A 22,264-nucleotide genomic window follows, 5' to 3' on the forward strand; every position below is an offset into this window, starting at 1 on the left:
GATGGACATCAAACTGGAACTCGTCGCCGTGCCCGTCACCGACATCGACCGGGCCAAGGCCTTCTACGAGAAGCTCGGCTTCAACGCCGACCACGACGTCACCGTCAGCGAGGACATCCGCTTCGTCCAGCTGACCCCGCCGGGCTCGGCCTGCTCGATCGCGATCGGCAAGGGGCTGACCCGGATGACGCCGGGGTCGCTGGACAACATGCAGGTGGTCGTCACCGACATCGAGGAGGCGTACCAGGACCTGCGCGGCCGGGGCGTGGAGGTGACGGAGATCCAGGACCTGCCGTGGGGCTCGTTCGTCTACTTCTCCGACCCCGACGGCAACGGCTGGGCGGTCCAGCAGACCACGCCCCGCAAGACGGCGGACACCGCCTGAGCGGCACAGCCCCGACGACCTCCGGCGGGCGGCGCGGTGAACGCGCCCGCCGGCCGGCCGTGGCCGGCGCCGGGTCGGCCCCGCTCTCACGACACGGTCCGGTCGGGCACGGGGTCCTTCCCCTTCCGGGCAGGTGACAGGAGCGCGTCGCCCGGTTGTTGATCATTTCGAGGACAATGACCGACACCGGTTCCGGGCCTGGCCGTTCCCCTTGGTCAGCGGCGCCGCCCCGTCCGACCGTCGACGGCGGGGAGCCGGTGGGAGGATGTGCCGATGCCGACCGAACGAGAACCGATGGACCGACGGCCGATGGATCTCGAGGCCTATGTCGAACGGACGCGCGGCGGGCCGTGCTTCGTCTGCGCCTTCCTCGCCGGCCATCCCGACTACGCGCACGAGAGCGTCTTCGAGGACGAACACCACGTGGCCTTCCTCGACCGCTGGCCCACGCTCCCCGGAAAGGTCCTGGTGGCCCCCAAGGCGCACATCGAGCACGCCGTGCGCGATCTGGACCCCGCGGCCTACACCCGGCTGATGCTGGTCGTACGGGAGGTCGCGCTCGCCGTCGAGGACGTCTTCGACAGCGAGCGCACCTACCTGTACTCGCTGGGAAGCCGGCAGGGCAACGCCCATCTGCACTGGCACATCGCGGCGCTGCCGCCCGGAGTTCCCTACGAGCGGCAGCAGTTCCACTCCCTCATGACCGAGAACGGGGTGCTGTCACCGGTGCCCGCGGATCAGGCCGCCACGGCGGGGCACCTGCGCGCGGCCGTCGCCGCGCGCGGAGTCCTCGTGGAGCGGCGGTGAGCTCAGGCCTCCGCGGCGGCGTGGTGGTGGTCGAGCTCCCAGGCGTGGTGCTTGAACTCGTGACGGAAGTCGGCGTGGTCCTCCCACTGACGGGCGATCCCGCGCAGCACGTCCCAGTTGTGCTCCACCGACTGGTCGATGACACGGCGCATGGCCGGCTCGGCGGATTCCCGCTTCTCGATGAGGCCCTTGATCGCGGAGGCTTCCAGGACGGAGTTGCGCAGTGCGCGCAGGGCGCGGGAGGTGTCGTCCATGGCGAAGCCGTGTTCGCTGCCCGTCGCCTCGTCGAACAGCGGGGTGAGCCGCGCCTCGATGAATGCGGTGATCCGCTCGAAGTGCTGCACGTCCATCGGGGGCTCCCTCTCCTGCCGGAGCACGTCGTGCGTCCGGCGTCTCCACTCGCTTCTGCTGTTCGGGGGCCATTATCCAGCAGGCGACGTGATCTGTTTTGATGATCCACTGTGCACGATCGACTGGGGGTCCGGTGGACGGGAACGCAAGGCTGACGGAACGCTTCGAGGAGCAGCGCTCTCATCTGAGAGCGGTGTCCTACCGCATGCTCGGCTCGCTCGCCGAGGCCGATGACGCCGTCCAGGAGACCTGGCTGCGCCTCGACCGTTCCGATGTCGGCGAGGTCGAGAACCTCGGCGGCTGGCTGACGACGGTCGTGTCGCGCGTCTGCCTGAACATGCTGCGCTCACGGGAGTCCCGGCGCGAGGACCCCATGGAGGCGTATCCGGCCGACCCCGCCGTCGACCGTGCGAAGACGGTCGACCCCGAGCAGGAGGCCCTGCTGGCCGATTCGGTGGGGCTCGCGTTGCTGGTGGTGCTCGACCAGCTGGCACCGGCCGAGCGGCTCGCGTTCGTGCTGCACGACCTGTTCGCCGTGCCCTTCGACGAAATCGCCCCGATGATCGAGAAGTCCCCGGCGGCGACCCGTCAGCTCGCGAGCCGTGCCCGCCGGCGCGTCAAGGGGGCCCCGTTGGTGCCCGAGGCCGATCTGACCCGTCAGCGCCGCGTCGTGGACGCCTTCCTCGCCGCCACCCGCGGCGGGAACTTCGACGCGCTCGTCACCCTGCTCCACCCCGACGTGGTGCTCCGGGCCGACAAGGCCGTCGTCCCCACGGCCGCCCCGATCCTCCTGCGCGGCGCCGTCTCCGTCGCCACGAGCGCGATGGCCGCCATGCAGCGGGCCCGCGCCACGGCGCCGGCCTTGGTCGGCGGCGTGGTCGGCCTGGCGATGGCCCCGCTGGGACGGCTGTTCCTGGTGCTCGGTTTCACGATCGAGGACGGTCTGATCACCGAGATCGACATCGTGGCGGAACCGGAACGCCTCGGCACGCTCGAACTCGCCGCGCTCGACGTCTGAGGACCGGACGGCCGCCGCCTCCAAGCGGCCGTAGCGATTCCGTGCCGCGGCCGCCCCTTCTGGGCCGCGGCACGGCGCTCACATACTGGCGCCGTGACCGACTACGTCAAGCACCTGCCCACAGCGGCGATACCGGAGGGCCCGGTAGCCGTCCAGGAAGTCGACACCGCCCGGCGCTGGCTCCGGGCCCGCGTCCCCGCGGTCTTCTCACCCGTCGCCGGCAGCCGGCTCCTGGTGATTCCGGTCCTCCTGTCGATCCTGCTGACGGCCCGGCAGAACTCCGAGGAGCCGGGGCGCGTATTCGCGGCAATCGTCCTGTTGGCCGCGCTTCCGCTCTGGTTCCGCTACCTTCCGGTGGCCGCCCTGCTCTCCTCACTCGCCCTCGCGTTCGACGCGGCCCGGACCCTCTCCGACGTCTCCGGCCCCTCCGGCACGACGGGCCGGGCCGGTCACGGCCTGGTCCTCGGTCTCGCCGTGTGGGCGTCGACCGGCGTACTGCTGCGCCTGAGTGCCCGCCGCCACCAACGCGAACTGGCCCTCGCCGCCGCCGGACCCGCCCGCTTCCCCCTACCGGCCACCCTTCCGGCCGGTCACCGTCACCGCGGTCGACCGGGGATCGTCCTCGGCTCCGCGTGCTCTCTCGCGGCCGCCCCGGCCCTCACCCACCCGTACGGGCCGTTCGAGGGGCGGTTGTTCACCGCGCTGCTGCTCGTCGTCGGTTCCACCGCGCTCGGCCGGGGCCTGTCGTCGCACCGGACGGCGCGCCGCCTGCGCGCACGGCCGCAGCCCGCCCTCCTGGTCGGCGTACGGGAGGCCGGGTCCGGCCACCACTGGCTGTACCCGGACGCCGATTCCCCCACCGGTCCGCCCCTCGTCGCCCTCTTCCCCCGGGCCCGGGACACCGTCACGGGGAGTCGGGTGCTGCGCGCCGGCTCCGAGTCGACCCTGCGCACGACCCACCACGACATCGACCCGCAACGGGAACCCTTCCAGGCCGTCCTGTACGGCGCCGTGTACGAGGGGGCCGAAGTCGTCCTGGAGAGCGCCGTCTACGAGCGGGGCGTCCGCCTCGTCCCGCAGGTGACGGCCGCGGTGCTGGTCCCGCGTCGGCGCCACGGGCTGGGCGGGTGGAAGCCGGCGGGCACCTCGCACCGGGAGGCCGTACGGGAGCGGGCCCGCCAGGAGGAGGAGCGCAGGCGCGAACGGGCGCGGGAACGGGCGGAGTCGCGCGGTTCCGACACCTCCACCGGCGGCGGCTGCGGAGGGGGATGCGGCGGAGGGTGCGGGGGAGGGTGCGGGGGCTGCGGCGGCTGCGGCTGACCCGCGCTCCGCGACCGGACTTGCAACGCCGGGTCAGGGCGCGCGCACGTCCAGTTCCGCCGGCGCGCCCACCGCGATCCGGCGGGTCAGTGCCTCGGCGCGGGCCGCGTCGCCCTCGCGAACCGCCTCGGCCACCTGGACGTGCAGGGTGACGGCGGCGGGATCGGGATCGGGGAACATCACCGCGTGTGCGGTGCGGCCGGTCAGGACCTCGGCGACGACGTCCCCGAGGCGGGCGAACATCTCGTTCCCGGAGGCGTTCAGTACGGCGCGGTGGAAGGCGATGTCGTACCGCAGGTAGCCGTCCGGCTGGTGGCCGCGCGAGGTGCGGACCATGCCGAGGGCCGCCTCGGTGAGTTCGGCGCACTGCTCCGGTGTGGCCAGCTTCGCGGCGAGCCCGGCCGCGACCGGCTCGATCGCGGAGCGCAGCACGGTGAGGGAACGCAGTTGTCGGGGCCGGTCGGGGCCGGCCAGGCGCCAGCGGATCACGCGCGGGTCGTAGACGTTCCACTCGTCGGTGGGGCGCACCGTGACGCCGACCCGGCGGCGGGACTCGACCAGGTGCATCGACTCCAGGACCCGGACGACCTCCCGCACGACGGTGCGGGAGGCATCGAAGCGCGCGGCGATCTCGTCGGTGCGCAGGACGCTGCCCGGGAGGTACTCCCCCGCCGTGATCGCGAGCCCGAGGGTGTCCAGCACATGGGTGTGGAGGCCTTGCCCCTCTCCAGGACTGCCTCCGGTGGTCATGGCGCAAGCGTACGGTGACGCCTCCACCGGCAAAAGATGCGACGTTTCCCGCCTGAAGCTTGAGTACGTACTACTTAATGCGCTTCAGTGGTGCTACACGACCGATGTCGACGAGGACAGCGAGGTAGGCGTGAGCACCCAGCGCGTCATTGTGGTGATGGGCGTGGCCGGCACGGGTAAGACGACCGTGGGTCAACTCCTCGCCGAGGCACTCGGCGTTCCGTACGCGGAGGGCGACGCCTTCCACCCGGCGGCCAACGTCGCCAAGATGTCGGCCGGCACCCCGCTCGACGACGCCGACCGCCGGCCCTGGCTGGACGCCATCGGCGAGTGGATCCGCAACAGCGCCGACCGGCGCGGCGGGGTCGTCGCGGCCTCCTCGCTCAAGCGCGCCTACCGTGACCGGCTGCGCGCCGCGGCCCCCGGCGCCGTCTTCGTCCACCTCGCCGGCGAGCGCCCGCTGATCGAGCAGCGCATGGCGGCACGCAAGGGCCACTTCATGCCCACCAGCCTCCTCGACTCGCAGTTCGCCACGCTGGAGCCGCTCCAGGACGACGAACTCGGCGTCGTCGTCGACGTGTTCGGATCCCCTGAGGACATCACCGAGCGGGCGCTGGCCGCGCTGCGCCGGCTCCCGGCACCAGAGAGCTGACGCCGGACCGATCACCTCGGGCCGGCGACACCTCGATCACCTGGCCTCCCACGTCAGACCAACAGGGGTCCCCCACAACGGTCGGCTCCCTCCTTCACGGCGATCAGGTTGGCCTGCACGTACGAGATCAGGTTCCGCGAGTGCCAGTCGGTCGGGTAGTACGTGACGAGCCGGGACTGCTGGAAGCGGGCCTCGATCTCCGGCACGAAGGCCCGGTACTGGTCGTCGGTGTAGTACCAGAAGGAGTTCTCGTTGTAATACGCGACGTGCGTCGGGTCCTGGTACGCACCCCGGCCGTCCGAGCTGGGCGTGAGCGTCATCAACATGCCGCCGGGGGCGAGCAGCCGGTACAGCTCGTTGATCAGTGGGATCTTCTCGGGCACGTGCTCCAGGAAGTCGACGGCCCGCAGCAGGCCCACCGAGCCCTCGGCCAGGTCCAGTTGTTTCGGCAGTGTCGCGACGATGTCCACGCCGTCCCGCGGGTGCCGGTCGACGCCCAGGTAGCCGGGGGGCTTGCGGTGGGCCGCCCCCAGGTCCAGGGCCAGCAGCCCGCGCCGCCGGGTCCAGGCGAGCGTGTTGGCCTCGATGTACTTGTCGTAGAGGGCGACCGTCTCGCGCTGGATGTGGGCGCTGACCTCGGAGTCGCGCTGGGTGTTCTCGGGGTGCATGCGCTGGAGGTAGAGGCAGCGCGGGACGTGGTGGAACTCCCCCGCCTGGAACAGCCGGCACATCAGGTCCTGGTCGTCCAGCACGGCGCGCGTGGCGTCGTAACCGCCGATCTGCTCGTACACGTCCCGGCGGAACGCCCTCACGTGGTTGGGCGCGTACCAGATGTACGAAACGTTGTGCGGGGTCGGTGCCATGGCCACCGCCTGCAGCAGCCGGCGACCGTCCACGTCGACGTCCTCGTACGACCAGCCGTGGGCCTCGTTGAAGCGGGTCTCGTCGCGGCCGCCGTCCTCACTGATCTGCGCGGTGTTGCTGTACACGAGCACGGCGTCGGGGTGGGCGTCGAAGGCCGCGGCGAGTTCCGCCAGGCAGTCCCTGGCGAGCAGGTCGTCGTGGTCGAGTTCGACGAGGATCTCCCCGCGGGCGAACTCGCAGGCACGGCGTTTGGCCGCCCCGACTCCGCGGCTGTCGTCGGAGATTTCCACCCGGACGCGGTCGTCGGGGCGCTCCGGGCGCCAGCGCGCACCGTTGTTGAGGAGCACGATCCACTCCCAGTCGGTCCGGGTCTGCGCCTGGAGGGTGGCGAGGCACTCGTCCAGGTAGCGCGGCCGGTGGCTGGGGGTGAAGACGGAGAAGCGGGGCGTCGGGGAAGCGTTGCTCATCGTGTCGTACCTGTCGTGGGGGTGTCGGCCGTGACACCACGGCCCGCACCGCCGGGCCTTCGGGCAGGGCCTCGGCGAGCGGGCGGCGGAGTCACGGAGCGGAGCGGGCGGCGCCGGGGCGCACCCGTGGGCCGGACGGCCGGGACGGGGAGGGTGGCCGAAGGCGTCGCCGCCCAGGGGCCCGTCCCGGCGCCGTTGTCCGGTAGGGAGCGTTCACCGTCAGCGGGTGGGGCTCAGGGGGCGCAGATGACGTACGCGGTGACGCTGCGGGCGTCTGCGGTCATCACCTGCCAGCCGGTGGGGGGCGATCCGCCGACCGGTCGACTGACGGTGAGCTCCAAGTTCCCCCCGGCGCCGGACTGGTAGCCGCCTCCTGTGGCGAAGCGGCCGGCCGGGCAGGAGGCCGTGACGGTCCCGGTGGCCGAGGTGGCCGTGACGACGGTCCCCTGCGCCCCGAGACCGGGCCCCTGAACTCCCTGAGTTCCTTGAGCCCCTTGAGTTCCCTGAGTGCCCTGAGCCCCTTGACCGCCTTGGAAGCCTTGGAAGCCTTGGAAGCCCTGGTTACCCTGCGCGCCTTGGACACCCTGGTTGCCCTGGAAGCCCTGGTTCCCCTGGAAGCCCTGGAAGCCCTGATTCCCCTGGAAGCCCTGGAAGCCTTGGTTCCCTTGGTTCCCTTGGTCGCCCTGCGCGCCCTGGAAGCCCTGGTTCCCTTGGTTCCCTTGGTCGCCTTGGAAGCCTTGATTCCCTTGGTTGCCCTGGAAGCCCTGGTCGCCCTGCGCGCCCTGGAAGCCCTGGTTCCCTTGGTTGCCCTGGAAGCCTTGGTCGCCCTGGAAGCCCTGGTTCCCCTGGTTGCCCTGGTTGCCCTGGAAGCCCTGGTTCCCTTGGTTGCCCTGGTCGCCCTGGAAGCCCTGGTTCCCCTGGTTCCCTTGGCTGCCTTGGAAGCCCTGGTTCCCTTGGTTCCCTTGGCTGCCCTGGAAGCCTTGATTCCCTTGGTTGCCCTGGAAGCCCTGGTTCCCCTGGAAGCCCTGGTTCCCCTGGTTCCCCTGGTTGCCCTGGTTGCCCTGGAAGCCCTGGTTCCCCTGGTTGCCCTGGTTGCCCTGGAAGCCCTGGTTCCCTTGGTTGCCCTGGTTACCCTGGTTGCCCTGGAAGCCCTGGTTGCCCTGCGCTCCGGCCTCACCCTGGGCGCCCGCGTCGCCCTGGGAGCCCTGCGCGCCCGCGTCGCCCTGGAAACCCTGGAAACCCTGCGCACCAGGAGCGCCTTGGAAGCCCTGATTGCCCTGCGGGCCCGGGGCTCCCTGCGCCCCCTGCGGGCCCTGCCCCTTCTTGTGCCACTCCGGGTCGCACTTCGAGCCGCCGCCGTGATCGTCGCCCCCGCGCGCCGGCCGCGGGTCGAACTCATGGCTCAGCGCACCGTTCGGGCCCGGCACAGCGGCAGGACAGGCGGCAGCGGGGCGGCTCGGCGCCGTGTCGAGCGCGTCGGCGACGGCCGCCGCCGACGAGGCCACGTTGACGGCCAGGCCCAGCGCACCGGCCGAGAGCACCGTGGCGGTCCGGACCCAGGATCTGCGAAGTGACTGACGCTTCATCCATCGACCTTTCTGCGGAACAGGACAGGCGCCCCGCGCATCGGCCCCCAGTCGCAAGGCCGGAGGCGAAGCGGGGTGTCCGCGAGCGCCTGGTCCGGAAGACCTCGGCTCCCGACATCCCACCGGAACGGTAGCCATCGAAGATTCCGGCCGGCGGTTCCGCGGGCGCAGCCCGTACATGGTTTCGCCGCTCTTCATTCCATCGGCCTACGCCCGCCCGGGAGCCACTCGGTCGGCTTCTCCACCGCACGCCCGTGCAGGTGTCACAGCGTCGCCGGTTGCTTTCGGGGTTTCGCCGGAGTGTGCCGTCCGGGGACGGCTCCGAGGGCTGCGGTGGCCTGGGGGCGGATGGCGACCAGGCACAGGTCCGTCCGGTGGAGGATCTTCCGGAACGGCACGAGCCATAGCTGGCACATGCGTCGCAGCAGGTTCCCCGGCACCTCCGCATCGTCGCGCCGAGCCTGGAAGAACCGCACGGCGCGGTCACGGACCGCCGTCCCGCTCGAACCGGCGCCCGTTCGAGCGGTCGAAACCGCCGCGCACATCATGGGTGTCCCGGAGTCAGGAGCCTGCTGCCGTCACCGGTTCCGCGACGGTTCCTTCGGCGGCTTCTTCAGCTGGGCGGCGGCCAGGGCGAGGCCGCCCGCCGCCGTCGCGCAACGGGCCGCCAGCCTGGCGACCTCGGCCCGCAGCGCCTCGTTCTCGGGGCCTCGCCACTCCGGGGCCCCCGCCGCCGTGTGCAGCCGGAACGCGTGCGTGCGCAGTGCGGCGGCGTGGCCGCTCAGGCCGCCGTCCGGCGGTGTCGGCCCCGGCCGGGGTGCCCGCTCCGTGACCCGGCGGCGGGCCGGGCCCCGGGTGGGGGCGCCCCCCGCTCCGGCCGGCCTCTCGGGGAGGCCAGGACCGCGGTCGCAGAAGGCCCAGAGGGCGGCGCCGAGGCCGAGGACGGGTTCGGCGGTCTCGGCCCGGCCGGTGGCGACCTGCCAGCCGGCGTGGTCGTTGAAGGGGTTCGCGTCGGTCAGCGCGTGCCAGGCGAGGACGTCCGCGAAGGACGGGGCCAGCAGTGCGAAGGCGTGCTCGGCGCCCCGCTCGCGCATGATGGCGCGGAACAGTCGGACGGCTTCACCCTGGTGGCCCGCTCCGACGGCGCCCAGGATCGCGGCCGCTCCGGGATCGTCGAACAGCTCGGGGCGCTCGGCGCTCGCGGCCCGGATCCGGGCCTTGAGTCCGCAGACCGCGATGCTGATGGCGAGGTTCTCCCGGCCGGCCAGGATCCCGGCGAGCCGGCCGGCGCGGGCCACCCCACGGCCGCGCGGCGCCCAGCCGAGGCCCGCCGGGTCGGTGAGCGTACGCAGCAGGGTGCGCCAGCCGAGTCGGGTTCGCCCGCCTCGGGCGAGGGCGGCCGCCGGCAGACGGGCGCCGAGGGCCAGGCCGGAGGCGTGGCGGGCGGCCTCGCCGACCGCGTCGGCGGCCTCGGCGAGGGCGCGGCACGGGGCGTCGAGCAGGGCGATGTCCGGGGCGGTGGACGCGGAGGTCGCGGCGTCGGGCATGTCATCCTCGTGGGGTTCGGCAGGGTCGCGGGGACGGGCGGGGTCGCGGCGGGTCGGACGTGAACCGGTGCGCGAGCGGGGCCGGTTCGGAAACGGGAGCCGGGTGCGGGGTCCGGGTACGGGGTCCGGGGCGGGGGCGTCCTCAGCGGCGGGTGAGCCTGAGCCGGATGCGCTGCGGGTCGAGGGTCACGGGCAGCGGCCCCACCGGATCGAGGACCGGCCGGGTACCCGCGACGCGATGGCCGCGCAGCACCTCGGCGCAGAGCGCGGCGGTGGCCATCAGGCCGAGCTGGTCGCCGGGGCAGCGGCCGCCGCCGTGGCTGAAGGGCGCCATCCGGATGTCCTGGTCCGCGCCCGGGTTCTTCCACCGGCCGGGGACGAACACGTGCGCGGCCGGCACCCGTTCCGGATCGCGCTGGTGGAACGCGGCGGGGAGCAGCAGCGAGGTGCCGGCCGGGTAGCGGACGCCCCGCCATTCGGTGTCGGCGCGGGTGACGCGGATCAGCTCGGGCACCACCGGGTACAGCCGCAGGGACTCCCGTACGCAGGCCCGCAGACGGGGCAGTTCACCCCGGTCCGCACCGGCGGCGGCTTCGGCGACCGCCTCGGCCGCGGCCAGCTCCTGCTCCGCGGGGTGCGCCCCGAGCAGGAGCAGGGTGCGCACCAGGGTGTCCGGGACGGCGTCCATGGCCAGCAGCCAGTGCTGGGCCTGGCCTACGGGATCGAGGGTGCCGGTGGGGTCGGGGTGGCGGGCGGCCCGAGCGATCAGGGTGTCGGCGTCGGCTCGGGCGGCGTACTCCTCCACGCGGGCGCGGGCCTTGTCGTGCACGGAGCAGGCGGTACGGGCGGAGCGCACCCGGCCGCCGCGGGGACCGCTGCCCTCGGCGCGCAGTTGGGTGAGCCATCCTGTGAGCTCCTCGTCCGCGGCGGCCGCGTCGCCGAGCACGATCCGCCGGGCCGCGCGCTGCACGGCGTACCGGGCGCGCGCGAGGTCGAGGGTGGTGGTGGGGGCGGTCGGGCCGGCGGGGGTGGTCAGGTGTCGGGCCTCCTCCGCGAGGGCGGTGAGGAAGGGCCCGCGGGAGGGGTGCACGGGCCGGTCCGCGGCCAGCACCTCGGCGCCGACCTGGCGCTGCTCCGCACGGAGGTCGCCGCGGGAGCAGCCGGATTCGGCGGGCTCCTCGGGGCCGAGGGCCCGGCACTTGTCCGGTGCGGCGGCCGCGAGGAGGCCGACGGGCTCGGCGTAGAACCGGCGCAGGTCCTGCGGGTCGAGGAGGACGAGGAAGGTGTTGCCGGAGCGGGTGCGGATCAGGGCGGGCGCGTCCCCGCGGCGGGCGCGCAGGGCGCGCAGCGCGGCGGCGGAGGGACGCGCGTCGCCGGGGCGCGGGCGGGCCAGGCCGCGGAGCAGGCCGCCCACGCCGGCGAGGGCGGCCAGGGCGGTGGTTCCCGGGACCGGGGCAGGGGCGAGGGCCGCGTACCGCGGCGATTCCCTCATGGAGGTCCGCCGGCCGGGGGTTTCCGTTCCCGGCCCCGGCAGCGTGGGCGCGCGGTCCGCGCGCGGCGCCTCACCACGGGGTGCCCGGCCGGCGCGCTCGGGGCGACGCCTGGCGGCGAGGGCCCGTACCCGGGCTCGGAGCCCCTCGAGGGCGGTCCCTTGGACCGTACGCATCCGTGTACCTCCGCGGCGGGAGCGACAACGCTCGGCGACATCGGCATCACCGTACGTCCCACCTGCGCACTCCGCGCTCCGAGGACCGTCTCAGGGATCGAGCCCGACCAGCAGCGCGGCGGTGTCCAGGCCGGCGGTGAGGTAGGCGGTGAAGACCTCGTTGTTCAGGGCCCACGGGGAGCGGCCGCGGCGCACCCGGGTGATGGCCTCGGCGGGTGTCAGCCCCCGGTCGACCAGGCACTGGGCGACGACGAGGCCGGACCTGTTGTAGCCCGAGTGGCAGCGGACGAGCGTGGTGAGGCCCGAATCGAGGGCGAGTCCCACGGTGCGGGCTAGGCGCTGGACGGTGTGTAGTTGGTCGGCGGTGAGCGCGGCGTCCGGGATCTCCCCCACGACGTGCTCGGCGCGCGGTCCCGGGCCGTGGCCGGTCCGCGTGAACAGGCTGATGACGAGGTCGAACTCGTCCGCCACGACGACGGGCCGCGGCTCACCGGCCGGGTCGGTCCAGTAGTGGCCGCCCATCCATAGGCCCGGTGTGATCTCGTCCCATGGGGAAGGCGGCCCGGGCATGTCCCGGTCGCGCCGGCGGGTTTTCTTCATACGGGCCGCGACCTCCTCGGGACGGCCTCCAGGATCTCACACAACCATCCGTCATTCAGCGGCAGTCGGGGCGAAGACAGCCTCGCGGAAGGCGGTACGCGACGTCCTTCGCCCGGCGGTCGGCAGCAGGACCGCCCAGCGGTGGTGGCGGGGGGAGATCCACAGGGCGGGGCCACCGTCCCGGGGTGCGTGGTGGCTCCAGACCCCGTGCGGCGCCGGGTCCCAGAGCAGGCCGCGGGCGGGGGTGAGTTCGCCGGTGCGGATCCGGAGGGACTCGGTGGTCCAGGCGCAGCTGATGCCCTCCGCGCCCACCGGGTCACCCGGACCCAGGAGGTGGCACAAGAAGCGGACGAGGTCGGCGAGGGGCGCGCGGAGGGCGCCGTCGATCCGGCCGGTGCCGGTCATGCCCAGGGGGCGCCAGACCCGCGTGGCGGCGAAATCGGCGAGGGGGCTGCCGGAGAGGAGTTCGACGAGGCGGGACAGGTGCGTCAGGTGGGCGGACCCGCCGGGGTGTGTGAGGAGGTGGTGGGCGGTCGTCCCCGCGGGGGCGCCCTCGGCGGCGGTGTCCCCGTAGGCGGTGAGCGGTGTGTGCAGGCGCAGCGCGCCCTCGTCGACGAGGGCGCCGATGGCCGGCCAGAGGGTGAGGACGGCGCCGAGCCCGTCCACGTCGAAGGCGGCGTCGGCCGGGTGCCCGCCGTCCGAGCCCGCCTGTGGGCCCTCGGGTCCGCCGACGGCCCACACGGCCCCGGGGTCGGCGGACTCCACGAGGGCCCGGACGGCGGCGGCCTGGTCGTACAGGGGCATCATGGTCGCCCACGTTAACGAGCCGGGCACCGGCCTTCCGGCAGGCCGCCGCGGAGTGCGCGCTCCCGCCACCCGAATGCCCCGCGGCGGGAGGGGCGGGGCGCCCGTAGGCACCCCGCCCCCGTGTTCTACCGGCCGGGTCAGCCCTTGTCCGGGCGGTCGGTGACGCGCAGGGTGTTCAGCAGGGGCTTGCCGAATCCGCTGTGCGTGACGAAGCGGACGTTGAGCACCCCGTCCGTGACCGTGACCGTGTACGTGCGGGTCAGAGCCTTGTAGGTGCCCGCCTCCAGGGAGATGTCCAGGGAGGGCAGGACCTGCGTGCCCTCGGCCAGGACGTCGAACACGCGCTTGTTCGGCTTGGTGGAGGAGAGCTCCGCGAAGCCGAGCTCCACCGTGTAGGTACCGTTCGGCACGTTGTCGAAGCGGTACTCGTACATGCCCTCACGGGCGTTGCGGAAGAGCCGCTGGTCGTCCGTGCCGGCGATGGTGCGGCCGGTCGCCTCCACGGTGCTGTTGCCCTGGTAACCGTAGGAGCCCGCGGTGTACTTGCGGTCCGGGGACCAGGCGTCGCCGAGGGCGTCCGTGCCGGCGTAGCCGGATCCCGCGTCCAGACCGACCTGGTAGCGCGGGACGACGACCTTGACCGGGACGGTGAGCACCGGGGTCCGGCCGCTCGCCGAGGTGATCTTCAGGTCGGCGGTCAGGACCGCGCCCGGGGTCAGTCCGGTGGTGTCCACCGAAAGGGTGACCGGGGCCTTCGCGCCGGTCGCGAGGTCGCCGGTCGCCGGGGTGGCGGTCAGCCAGGTCGCGTCCTCGGACACCGTGAACGCCGTGCCGAGGCCCGGGTTGGTCAGGTCCAGGGTCCGCGTCCGCTGCTGGTTCGCGGGGAGCACGACCTCGACCGACGGCTTGGAGGCCGTGACCTTTCCGGTGCGCAGGGACTGGGTGACGGTCGTGACGTCGGCGGCCTTCACGTTCACCGTCGCCGTCGCGGACTCGTACTGCGGCGCCGCCAGCGAGACGGGGAGCGCGCCGGACGGGCTCTGGACGACGTATCCGCCGTCCGCGGCCGTGGTGGCGGAGACCGCCGTGTCACCGGTGCCGACGGTCACCGTGGCGCCCGCGACGCCGTTGCCGTCGTTGGCGTCGAGCACCCGACCCGCCACCACACCGCTCTTGGTGGTCCGGAAGGCGATGGAGAGGCCGTCCGTGATGACCGCGGTGTTGAAGGAGTACTTGAAGGCGTCGGTGCCGGCCGCGTTCTCCACGCCGACCGTGGCCGTGGAGCCGCCCTTGATGCCGGTGCCGCCGGTTCCCTTGTAGGAGTAGGAGACGGTGCCGTCCTCGCCGATGGTGGCCGAGAAGGAGAACGTGTCGGTCTGCGCGGACCAGTGGGAGACCTTGCGCCACTCGATCACGTAGCTGCGGTGCGGGGCGGTGCCGGTGACGCCGGTGAAGACGCCGGATCCGCTGCCCGGGGCGCCGACGACCAGGTCGTCCCAGAACGGGTACAGGGCCGCGTTGGGTGTGGCCGTGCTCGGCAGGTCCCCGTTGATGTCGCCGGTGTTGTTGCCGCCGAAGCTGACGGTTCCGTTGGTGCCGATCCAGGCCTGGCCGTACGTCTTGCCGTACAGGGGCAGCGGGAAGGGCAGGTCGACGCGCTCGGTGGTGTTGTCACCGGTGAGCGCGAGCTGGCGGGTGCCCTCGACGTACGGGCGGTCGCCGGCGGCGGCGCAGGCGTAGCCGTAGGCGTCGGTGCGTTCGGGCAGGTTCACCGCGACGGTGGCGTCGCCGGCGACGGTGACCTTCGCCGTGCCGCCGGTGACGCAGCGGGAGGCGTGGGTGGCGTTCACGTCGTACGTGCCGTGCGGCAGGATGACCTCGAAGCGGCCCTGGGCGTCGGCGGTGGCGGTCACGGGGGTGTCCGCGATGGTGATCGAGGCGCCCGCGGCGGGGCCGGCGGCCGAGGAGACGGTGCCGGTGAGCTTGCCGGAGGCCGCCTGGGTGAGGGTGAAGTCACCGGTGGCGGTGGCGTTCTCGGTGACGGTGGCCGTCGCGGTCTGCTGCCCGTAGCCGAACTTGGCGGCGGTCAGGGTGTAGTCGCCTACCGAGAGGGAGGTGAAGCGGTAGCTGCCGTCGGCCGCGGTGGTGGTCGTACGGTCGATCGGGCCGTCGGCGGTGATCTTCACGCCCGCGACGGGCTGGTCGCCGGCGCGTACGGTGCCGCCGAGCGAGCCGATGGAGCCGCGCGGGGCGGCGTTCACGGCGGCGAGGACGTCGAGGCGGCCCTCACCGAACACGTTGTTGTCGGCGGCGTTGCCCCCGCACTGGTTGCTGTCGGTGTCCAGGGCGGTGCCGTCCAGGAGCGACTCGGTCTGCGCGACGTCACCCTCGAGGGCGGGAGCGGCGGACCACAGCAGGGCGACCGCGGCCGCGGTGTGCGGCGAGGCCATCGAGGTGCCGGAGAAGGCCTCGTATCCGCCGCCGGGGACGGAGGAGCGCACGTTCACGCCGGGTGCGGCGATGTTGGGCTTGACGATGCCGCCGGGGCCGGCGCCTCGCGAGGAGAACGACGCGATCGCGTTGTTGATGTCGAAGGCGCCGGAGCTGTAGGAGCTGGCGTAGTCGCCGGGCGAGCCGGCGGTGTTGCAGCTCGGGCCGGAGTTCCCGTTGGAGAAGGCCGGGAAGATGCCGGCGGCCCGCCAGGTGTCGACGATCTGCTGGTACCAGGTGTCGCCGCCGCCACCGCCCCAGGAGTTGTTGACGATGTGCGGGGCGAGGTCGGGGCGCGGGTTCTGACCGCTCGGATCGGTCGGGGCGACGATCCACTGGCCCGAGGCGAGGAGGGAGGCCTCGGAGCAGGAGTTCGACTCGCAGCCCTTGGCGGCGATCCACTTGGCGCCGGGGGCCACGCCGATCTTGTTGGCGCCGCCGTCGTCGCCGACCATCGTGCCCATGGTGTGGGTGCCGTGGTCGTTGTTGTCGCACGGGGCCGCGGTGGTGCACACGCCCGCCGGGTCGAACCAGTTGTAGGCGTGGTCGTAGGTGCCGTCCGCCTTCTTGCCGCGGTACTGGTTGTTCACGGCCGGGTGGGTGTAGTCCACGCCGCTGTCGATGTTGGCGACGACGATGCCCTCGCCGCGCACACCGACCTGGTCCCAGACCTGCGGGGCCTTGATGCGGTCGATGTTCCACTCGACGGCGTCGGCGACGGCCTTCTCCCGCTTGCCCTCGGTGGGCTTGGGGAGGGCGACCTTGTCGTCGGCGTCGATCCGGGCGACCTCGGGGCGCTGGGCGAGGGTCCCGGCGAGCTTCTCGCTGCCGACGACGCGCACGGCGTTCACGATCCAGTACGAGGTGTAGTCGGCTCCCGCGCCCTGCAGGGCCTTGATCACATCGGCCTGGCTGCGCGCGGCGTGGTCCTTCTTGATCCGCAGAACCGTTTCGGCCTTGGCTGCGCGGGTCTGCTGTTTGCCCGCGGCGGTCAGGTCGGCGGCACTGTCGAAATAGACCCAGAAGACGGCCTTGGCGGAGTCGTCGAGCTGGGCGCGGAGCTTGGGTTCGATCTTGCGCTCGGCCGCGGTGAGAGCCGCGGGGCCGGGGTCCTGCGCGGCCGCGGCGACGCCCGCGCCGATCGGCAGGAGCAGGACCGAGGTGAGGGCGGCGAGCGCCGCGCGTAAGGACCGCGCGGGCCTTGATGACCTTGTGGGTCGTAAGGCTCGTGAGGACCGGTTGTCGCGTTGGGCCACGTGTTGTCTCCTCGTACGCCGTGTGCGGGTTGTGCGGGAAGGGTGCGCGTGACGTGCGCGGGTCATGGTGATCGAGAGGTCATGTTCATTACAAGGGGGGCTTTTCGGCCGTCGTCCGGTGTGCCCCGGTGGCCCCCACCGGCCGGGCGGGCCAGCCTGAAGACATGACTGCGCCCACCGAGCCGTCCGGAGCCGATGTCCCGATCGCGTCCGCGCGCGGCCGGTGGATCCTGCTGACCACCGTGCTCGGGTCGACCATGGCCATGCTGGACGGGACCGTGGTGAACGTGGCGCTGCCGCGCATCGGGGAGGACCTCGACGCCGATCTGGCGGTGCTCCAGTGGACGGTGAACGCCTACCTGCTGACCCTGGCCGGGCTGATCCTCGTCGGCGGGTCACTGAGCGACCGCTTCGGGCGGCGGCGGATCTTCGTGCTCGGCGTGGTGTGGTTCGCGATCGGTTCGCTGCTGTGCGGCCTCGCACCGAACGCCGGGGTGCTGATCGCCGCCCGCGCGCTCCAGGGCATCGGCGGGGCGCTGCTGGCGCCCGGCTCGCTGGCCCTGATCCAGGCGTCCGTCCGCGCCGAGGATCGGGGGCGGGCGATCGGCCTGTGGTCGGGGCTCGGCGGGGTGGGCGCGGCCGTGGGGCCGTTCCTCGGGGGCTGGCTGGTGGACGGGCCGGGCTGGCGGTGGGTGTTCCTGTTGAACGTGCCGCTGGCCGCGGTGTGCGTGCCGGTCGCCCTGCGGCACGTACCGGAATCGCGGGACCCCCAGGCGCACGGGCGGTTCGACGTGGCCGGGGCCGCGCTCGGCGCGAGCGCCCTGGGGCTGGTCACCTACGCGCTGATCGAGGCCCGGTCGGGCGCGCCGGCGGTGATCGTCGCCGCGGCGCTCGGAGTCCTACTGGGCATCGCCTTCGTCGCCGTGGAGCGGCGGCGGCCCGATCCGATGGTGCCGCCGGACATCTTCGCGTCCCGACTGTTCACCGCCGTCAACCTCGTCACCCTGTGCGTGTACGCGGCGATCGGCGGGTTCTTCTTCCTCGTCGTGCTCCAGCTCCAAGTGGTGTCCGGCTACTCGGCACTGGCCGCCGGGGCCGCGATGCTGCCGACGACCCTCCTCATGCTCCTGCTCTCGGCGCGCTCGGGTGAGCTCGGGGAGCGGATCGGGCCGCGCGTCCCGCTCACGGTGGGGCCGCTGCTGTGTGCGGGCGGAACGCTGCTGATGTTGCGGGTGGGGCCCGCAGCCTCGTACGTACGGGACGTGCTGCCCGCGATGGTCGTCATGGGCATGGGCCTCGTGGCGCTGGTGGCCCCGCTGACGTCGACCGTGCTCGCCTCGGTGGATCCCGGCCGGGCGGGCCTGGCCAGCGGCATCAACAACGCGGCGGCGCGCGTCGCCGGGCTGCTCGCGGTGGCGGCCCTGCCGCTGCTGTCCGGGATGGGACCGGAGTCGTACCGGTCGGCGACCCAGTTCGACGCCGCTTTCGGGCGGGCCATGCTCTGGTGCGGCGGGGCGTTCGTGGCCGGCGCCGCCCTGGCCTGGGCGACCGTGCGCTCCCCCGCGCCCGAGGCGTGCCACCCCCAGTGTCATACGTACTGCGCGGTGTCGGCCCCGCCGCTCGAACCCCGTGAGGAGCGCGGCTGATCCCGTGTGCTGGAGCGCGACGGCCGATCTGGTGGCGGGCACGGTGATCTCGGCCGCAGGGATCGTGTGCCTGGCCCGGGTGCGGCGGGCCCGTGACCTGCCCGTCGCCGCACTGCCGCTGCTGCTGGGCGTGCACCAGCTCGTGGAGGCCGCGGTCTGGGGCACGGGCGGCGGCTGCTCCCCGGCCGCCACGGCCTGGGCGGTGATCGCCCTGCCGTTGCCGGCGGTCTGGGTGCCCGCCGGGGTCCTGTGGGCCGCCGCGCCCGAGGTCCGGCGCCGCCTGTGGGGGCCGATGGCCGTAGGTCTGGCCACCGCCGGCGTACTCGCGTACTGCCTGGCGACCGGGCCGGTGACCGCCGAGATCCGGGGTCGCACCATCGGCTACGGCGTGAATGTTCCGTGGATGCCGCTGGTGCTGACGGGCTACCTCTTCGCCACTCTGGGCGCCCTGCTGCTCGGCGGTGACCGAAGGCTGCGGACCCTCGGCGTGGTGCTGGCCGTGGGGGCGCTCGCCTGCTCAGCGCTCTGGCGGCTGGAATTCGCCTCCACCTGGTGCGCCTTCGCGGCGGTCGCGTCCCTGCTGGTCCTGGGCTGGGTGCGGCGCCCTCACCCCCCTCCCCCTGTCACGTGATCGACCGAAAGTTACCTAGACGTATGTAGTGACTTCGCATGCGGGCAGCAGTAGAACTCGTTCCCATTCCATCGCTGAGTGAGGAACGTCACATGAGCGAAAAACCGCTGTCCAGAAACAGTTCCAACGGACTCTCCAGGCGCGGATTTCTCGGTAGAACAGGTTCTGTTATAGGGGCCCTGGCCCTGGCGGGTCACCTCACCCCGGCACACGCGGCCGCGGCCGCCCCGCCCGGCCCGATCCCTGACGGCGCCCGCGTACCGGCACTGGTCATCGGCACCGGCTACGGCGGATCGGTGGCGGCCCTGCGGCTGGCACAGGCGGGCGTGGACGTGCAGATGATCGAGATGGGCATGTCCTGGGACACCCCGGGCTCCGACGGCAAGATCTTCCCGAAGGTGACCACCCCGGACTACCGGTCCTTCTGGCTGCGCACCCGCACCAAGGCGCCGCTGAGCAACTTCCTCGGCTTCCCGATCGACAAGGACGTCCCCAAGTACACGGGGATCCTGGACGCCGAGGACTTCGCCGGCATCACGGTCTACCAGGGCCGCGGCGTCGGAGGCGGCTCGCTGGTCAACGGAGGCATGGCGGTCACGCCCAAGCGGGCGAACTTCGCCGCCGTCCTGCCCTCGGTGGACGCCGACGAGATGTACGACACCTACTACCCGCGGGCCAACGCCGGGCTCGGGGTCGGCATGATCGACCCGGCCTGGTTCGACGCCGCCGACTGCTACCAGTTCTCCCGCGTCGGCCGCAAGCACGCCCAACGCTCCGGCTTCGCCTGGACCTTCGTACCCGACGTGTACGACTGGGACTACATGAAGAAGGAGGCCGCCGGCACCGCCACCAAATCCGCCCTGGCCGGGGAGATCCTCTACGGCAACAACCACGGCAAGAAGTCGCTGGTGCAGACGTACCTCGCCCAGGCGAAGGCCACGGGCCGGGTCGCCATCTCGGCCCTGCACAAGGTCACCTCGGTCTCCCCGGCGGCCGGTGGCGGCTACACGGTCACCATCGACCAGATCAACACGACCGGCGACACCGTGGCCACCAAGACCGTCACCGCGGACCGGGTGTTCTTCGCGGCCGGCAGCGTGGGCACCAGCAAGCTCCTGGTCAAGCTGAAGGCCACGGGGGCACTGCCGAACCTCAACGGCGAGGTCGGCAAGGGCTGGGGCGAGAACGGGAACGTCATGTGCGGCCGCGCCAACCACCTGTGGGACCCGACCGGCAAGCTCCAGTCGACCATCCCCTGCTCCGGCATCGACAACTGGGACGCGGGCGGCGCCTTCGCCGAGGTCGCACCCCTGCCCACCGGCATCGAAACGTACGCCTCGTTCTACCTCTCGATCACCAAGAACCCGAACCGCGCCGAGTTCACCTGGAACGCGGCCGCGGGCAAGGCCGAGCTGAGCTGGCAGACCGCCTGGAAGCAGCCGTCCATCTCCATGGCCAAGACCATCTTCGACAAGATCAACTCGAAGGAGGGGACGATCTACCGGACCGACCTGTTCGGTGGCAACAAGATCTGGAACGACACCCTCACCTACCACCCGCTCGGCGGCGCGGTCCTGAACAAGGCCACCGACAACTACGGGCGGCTGCACGGCTACACCGGCCTGTACGTGATCGACGGCGCGCTCATCCCCGGAAACGCGAGCGTGAATCCCTTCGTCACCATCACGGCACTCGCCGAACGCAACATAGAGAAGATCATCGCCACCGACCTCCCGTAGGGCCGCGTCCTCCCCCCAGCGGCCGGGGCCGTTCGGATCCGCCGAACGGCCCCTTCTCCTTCAGTGCCCCGGCAGCGCGCAGACGCTGTCCAGGCCGAGCACGTGGTTGAGCCGGCCGAAGGCCAGCCAGGACCCGATGCTCATCGTCAACTCCACGATCTCCAGCTGGCTGTAGTGCGCGGTCATCCGGTCCCAGAACTCCTCGTCGAGCCCGTGGTGATCGAGGGTGTAGCGCTCGGCGTACTCCGCCGCGAGCCGGGTGCGCTCGTCGAACGCGTCCGTCGTACGCCACTCGGTGACCGCGTCGGAGAACTCCTCCTCGACCTTCTCCCCCTCCCGCTCGGTGCGCCAGTCCAGGCAGAAGACGCACCCGTTGATCTGCGCCACGCGTAGCCGGGCCGCCTCGAACTCGCGCAGGCCCAGGGTGGTGTGGGCGTACACCGACAGCGAGAAGTTCGCGGCGGCCATGCCGATGCCTGGGACCATGTCGCCCCACACGTACTCGATCGGGTGTTGGCCTTCGGGGATGTCGATCCTCATGACGTCTTCCTTCCGAGTCTGCCGATGGCGGGGCGCAGCGGGATGTCGAGGGCGTCGTAGAGGCCCGGTTCCGCCTCGACGAGCCAGTCGATGGCGCCGACCAGGCGGCCGACGGCGGTGGCGTTGCCGCCCGCCGAGCGGTTCTCGTCCTCGTCCGTGGCCTCGATGGTGACCTCGATGCGCGGGCGGCCCTCGATGACGACCCGGTGGGCACCGTCGCCGCCGTCGGGCGGCATGGGCCAGTCCGGTGCGCACGAGGCGTGGATGCGGGTGACGTGCTCGATGACGATGCGGGGCTCGCCCTCGACGATGCCCTGCACCTCGAAGCGGATCGCGCCCTGGGTGCCGGCCTCGAACTCGCCCATGGTCCTGGTGGTCACCGTGGTGTCGAGCGCGCGGCGCTCCGACGTCTCGCGGATCTCGTCGAGTTCGACCCCGAGCGCCCGGGCCATCATCCGTATCTGTCCGCCCCAGACCATGGTGGGGATCGAGGGCATGAGCATCATCGGCTGGTGGTCCATGGGGTGGCCCATGCCGACGAGGTCACGGACGGAGTCCGGCTGGTCGTAGGTGGAGTAGTCGAAGATCTCCTGGCAGCGGATGACGTCGATGGTGGTGCCGAGTCCGCTGAGCAGGAGCGGGAGGACGTCGTTGCCCCACCCGGGGTCGACGCCGGAGGCGAAGAGCGAGCCGCCGCCCTCCGCGACGGCGGCCAGCACCGGGTCGCGGAACTCGGGCGGGGCGCCGCGGTGGTCGTAGAGCGGGTAGAGGGCGGGGCTGACGACGACCGCGCCGGACCGGACGGCCCGGGTGATGTCGGCGAGTGCCTCGTCGGGCCGGACGTCCCCGGACGCGGCGTACACCACGGCCTGGGGGCGGGCGGCGAGGACGGCTTCGATGTCGTCGGTGGCCTCGACCCCCAACAGGCGGTCGAGTCGGCCGAGTTCACCCCCGTCGCGGCCGACCTTGGCTGGATCGTGGACGATGACTGCGCAGAGTTGGAGCGCGGGATGGGCCTCGACGGCACGGATCGCCAGACGGCCCACGTTGCCGGTACCCCAGACAACCGTGGAAATCATGCGCGGAGGGTAGCCACAGGGCCTTGACGTTGCCAGAGTCGCGCGGCCTGAACTCGTCTTCCG

19 protein-coding genes are annotated in these 22,264 nt (G+C 72.5%); 8 read left to right on the forward strand and 11 right to left on the reverse strand.

Going from position 1 to position 22,264, the window contains the following annotated elements; translation table 11 throughout:
- The first annotated feature begins 1 nt into the window (after position 1).
- Together ACGFYY_RS08345 and ACGFYY_RS08350 are read left to right on the forward strand one after the other, a co-directional pair.
- Positions 2-385 carry a VOC family protein gene (locus tag ACGFYY_RS08345; protein WP_393707693.1) on the forward strand — a complete coding sequence of 128 codons (384 nt, stop codon included), beginning with the start codon at positions 2-4 and terminating at the stop codon, positions 383-385.
- A gap of 273 nt (positions 386-658) precedes the next feature.
- Positions 659-1,192, forward strand: coding sequence for an HIT family protein (locus ACGFYY_RS08350; RefSeq protein WP_393707694.1), 534 nt, complete (start codon positions 659-661; stop codon positions 1,190-1,192).
- 2 nt (positions 1,193-1,194) lie between these two features.
- On the opposite strand, the gene ACGFYY_RS08355 is transcribed toward ACGFYY_RS08350, so the two are convergent.
- Positions 1,195-1,542, reverse strand: a complete 348-nt coding sequence (locus tag ACGFYY_RS08355) for a hypothetical protein (protein ID WP_052872935.1) — start codon at positions 1,540-1,542, stop codon at positions 1,195-1,197.
- 101 nt (positions 1,543-1,643) lie between these two features.
- Between ACGFYY_RS08355 and ACGFYY_RS08360 the strand changes: the two genes are divergently transcribed.
- Positions 1,644-2,561, forward strand: a complete 918-nt coding sequence (locus ACGFYY_RS08360; RefSeq protein WP_393707695.1) for a sigma-70 family RNA polymerase sigma factor — start codon at positions 1,644-1,646, stop codon at positions 2,559-2,561.
- 93 nt (positions 2,562-2,654) lie between these two features.
- Positions 2,655-3,881: a hypothetical protein gene (locus ACGFYY_RS08365; protein ID WP_393707696.1), complete on the forward strand. Its 1,227-nt coding sequence runs from the start codon at positions 2,655-2,657 to the stop codon at positions 3,879-3,881.
- 33 nt (positions 3,882-3,914) lie between these two features.
- Here the strand turns inward: ACGFYY_RS08365 and ACGFYY_RS08370 are convergent, their stop codons facing one another.
- Positions 3,915-4,631 (reverse strand): FadR/GntR family transcriptional regulator, encoded by a 717-nt coding sequence (locus tag ACGFYY_RS08370; RefSeq protein ID WP_393707697.1) that lies wholly within the window; start codon positions 4,629-4,631, stop codon positions 3,915-3,917.
- A 130-nt stretch (positions 4,632-4,761) separates the two neighbouring features.
- On the opposite strand from ACGFYY_RS08370, the gene ACGFYY_RS08375 reads away from it, so the two are divergent.
- Positions 4,762-5,283 (forward strand): gluconokinase, encoded by a 522-nt coding sequence (locus tag ACGFYY_RS08375; RefSeq protein WP_393707698.1) that lies wholly within the window; start codon positions 4,762-4,764, stop codon positions 5,281-5,283.
- 53 nt (positions 5,284-5,336) lie between these two features.
- On the opposite strand, the gene ACGFYY_RS08380 is transcribed toward ACGFYY_RS08375, so the two are convergent.
- The 7 genes from ACGFYY_RS08380 to ACGFYY_RS08410 all read right to left on the reverse strand — a co-directional run bounded on the left by ACGFYY_RS08380 (position 5,337) and on the right by ACGFYY_RS08410 (position 16,566).
- Entirely contained in the window at positions 5,337-6,614 is a 1,278-nt protein-coding gene (locus ACGFYY_RS08380; RefSeq protein WP_393707699.1) for a glycosyltransferase, read from the reverse strand.
- Positions 6,615-6,847: 233 nt separating this feature from the next.
- On the reverse strand, positions 6,848-8,200 hold the full coding sequence (locus ACGFYY_RS08385) for a collagen-like protein (RefSeq protein WP_393707700.1): 1,353 nt from the start codon (positions 8,198-8,200) through the stop codon (positions 6,848-6,850).
- Positions 8,201-8,778: 578 nt separating this feature from the next.
- Positions 8,779-9,747 (reverse strand): hypothetical protein, encoded by a 969-nt coding sequence (locus ACGFYY_RS08390; protein ID WP_393707701.1) that lies wholly within the window; start codon positions 9,745-9,747, stop codon positions 8,779-8,781.
- 142 nt (positions 9,748-9,889) lie between these two features.
- Positions 9,890-11,239: a cytochrome P450 gene (locus ACGFYY_RS08395; protein ID WP_393707702.1), complete on the reverse strand. Its 1,350-nt coding sequence runs from the start codon at positions 11,237-11,239 to the stop codon at positions 9,890-9,892.
- Positions 11,240-11,503: 264 nt separating this feature from the next.
- Positions 11,504-12,013, reverse strand: a complete 510-nt coding sequence (locus ACGFYY_RS08400; RefSeq protein ID WP_393707703.1) for a protein phosphatase — start codon at positions 12,011-12,013, stop codon at positions 11,504-11,506.
- A 51-nt stretch (positions 12,014-12,064) separates the two neighbouring features.
- Entirely contained in the window at positions 12,065-12,820 is a 756-nt protein-coding gene (locus ACGFYY_RS08405; RefSeq protein ID WP_393707704.1) for a hypothetical protein, read from the reverse strand.
- 137 nt (positions 12,821-12,957) lie between these two features.
- Positions 12,958-16,566 (reverse strand): S8 family serine peptidase, encoded by a 3,609-nt coding sequence (locus ACGFYY_RS08410; protein WP_393707705.1) that lies wholly within the window; start codon positions 16,564-16,566, stop codon positions 12,958-12,960.
- Positions 16,567-16,730: 164 nt separating this feature from the next.
- Between ACGFYY_RS08410 and ACGFYY_RS08415 the strand changes: the two genes are divergently transcribed.
- From ACGFYY_RS08415 to ACGFYY_RS08425, 3 genes are all read left to right on the forward strand, one after another.
- The gene (locus ACGFYY_RS08415) at positions 16,731-18,212 is read left to right on the forward strand and encodes an MFS transporter (RefSeq protein WP_393707706.1); all 1,482 of its coding nucleotides are present in this window, start codon (positions 16,731-16,733) and stop codon (positions 18,210-18,212) included.
- Positions 18,213-18,216: 4 nt separating this feature from the next.
- Positions 18,217-18,843 carry a DUF6629 family protein gene (locus ACGFYY_RS08420; RefSeq protein WP_393707707.1) on the forward strand — a complete coding sequence of 209 codons (627 nt, stop codon included), beginning with the start codon at positions 18,217-18,219 and terminating at the stop codon, positions 18,841-18,843.
- 92 nt (positions 18,844-18,935) lie between these two features.
- Positions 18,936-20,582, forward strand: coding sequence for a GMC oxidoreductase (locus ACGFYY_RS08425; protein WP_393707708.1), 1,647 nt, complete (start codon positions 18,936-18,938; stop codon positions 20,580-20,582).
- Positions 20,583-20,642: 60 nt separating this feature from the next.
- Here ACGFYY_RS08425 and ACGFYY_RS08430 read toward each other — a convergent pair whose 3' ends face one another.
- Both ACGFYY_RS08430 and ACGFYY_RS08435 read right to left on the reverse strand, forming a co-directional pair.
- Positions 20,643-21,122 carry a carboxymuconolactone decarboxylase family protein gene (locus ACGFYY_RS08430; protein WP_030717911.1) on the reverse strand — a complete coding sequence of 160 codons (480 nt, stop codon included), beginning with the start codon at positions 21,120-21,122 and terminating at the stop codon, positions 20,643-20,645.
- Positions 21,119-22,201, reverse strand: coding sequence for a dihydrodipicolinate reductase (locus ACGFYY_RS08435; RefSeq protein WP_393707709.1), 1,083 nt, complete (start codon positions 22,199-22,201; stop codon positions 21,119-21,121). The genes ACGFYY_RS08430 and ACGFYY_RS08435 overlap by 4 nt, the downstream gene beginning before the upstream one ends.
- Positions 22,202-22,264: the final 63 nt, after the last annotated feature.

It is taken from the genome of Streptomyces sp. NPDC048331 (genome assembly GCF_043201215.1).
Taxonomy (GTDB): Bacteria; Actinomycetota; Actinomycetes; order Streptomycetales; family Streptomycetaceae; genus Streptomyces.

Excerpts from the sequence above, each read along its gene's own strand:
- ACGFYY_RS08345 (WP_393707693.1), top strand. The coding sequence starts at position 2 with ATGGACATCAAACTGGAACTCGTCGCCGTGCCCGTCACCGACATCGAC.
- ACGFYY_RS08350 (WP_393707694.1), top strand. The coding sequence starts at position 659 with ATGCCGACCGAACGAGAACCGATGGACCGACGGCCGATGGATCTCGAG.
- ACGFYY_RS08355 (WP_052872935.1), bottom strand. The coding sequence starts at position 1,542 with ATGGACGTGCAGCACTTCGAGCGGATCACCGCATTCATCGAGGCGCGG.
- ACGFYY_RS08360 (WP_393707695.1), top strand. The coding sequence starts at position 1,644 with ATGATCCACTGTGCACGATCGACTGGGGGTCCGGTGGACGGGAACGCA.
- ACGFYY_RS08370 (WP_393707697.1), bottom strand. The coding sequence starts at position 4,631 with ATGACCACCGGAGGCAGTCCTGGAGAGGGGCAAGGCCTCCACACCCAT.
- ACGFYY_RS08380 (WP_393707699.1), bottom strand. The coding sequence starts at position 6,614 with ATGAGCAACGCTTCCCCGACGCCCCGCTTCTCCGTCTTCACCCCCAGC.
- ACGFYY_RS08385 (WP_393707700.1), bottom strand. The coding sequence starts at position 8,200 with ATGAAGCGTCAGTCACTTCGCAGATCCTGGGTCCGGACCGCCACGGTG.
- ACGFYY_RS08390 (WP_393707701.1), bottom strand. The coding sequence starts at position 9,747 with ATGCCCGACGCCGCGACCTCCGCGTCCACCGCCCCGGACATCGCCCTG.
- ACGFYY_RS08395 (WP_393707702.1), bottom strand. The coding sequence starts at position 11,239 with ATGAGGGAATCGCCGCGGTACGCGGCCCTCGCCCCTGCCCCGGTCCCG.
- ACGFYY_RS08400 (WP_393707703.1), bottom strand. The coding sequence starts at position 12,013 with ATGAAGAAAACCCGCCGGCGCGACCGGGACATGCCCGGGCCGCCTTCC.
- ACGFYY_RS08405 (WP_393707704.1), bottom strand. The coding sequence starts at position 12,820 with ATGATGCCCCTGTACGACCAGGCCGCCGCCGTCCGGGCCCTCGTGGAG.
- ACGFYY_RS08415 (WP_393707706.1), top strand. The coding sequence starts at position 16,731 with ATGACTGCGCCCACCGAGCCGTCCGGAGCCGATGTCCCGATCGCGTCC.
- ACGFYY_RS08425 (WP_393707708.1), top strand. The coding sequence starts at position 18,936 with ATGAGCGAAAAACCGCTGTCCAGAAACAGTTCCAACGGACTCTCCAGG.
- ACGFYY_RS08430 (WP_030717911.1), bottom strand. The coding sequence starts at position 21,122 with ATGAGGATCGACATCCCCGAAGGCCAACACCCGATCGAGTACGTGTGG.
- ACGFYY_RS08435 (WP_393707709.1), bottom strand. The coding sequence starts at position 22,201 with ATGATTTCCACGGTTGTCTGGGGTACCGGCAACGTGGGCCGTCTGGCG.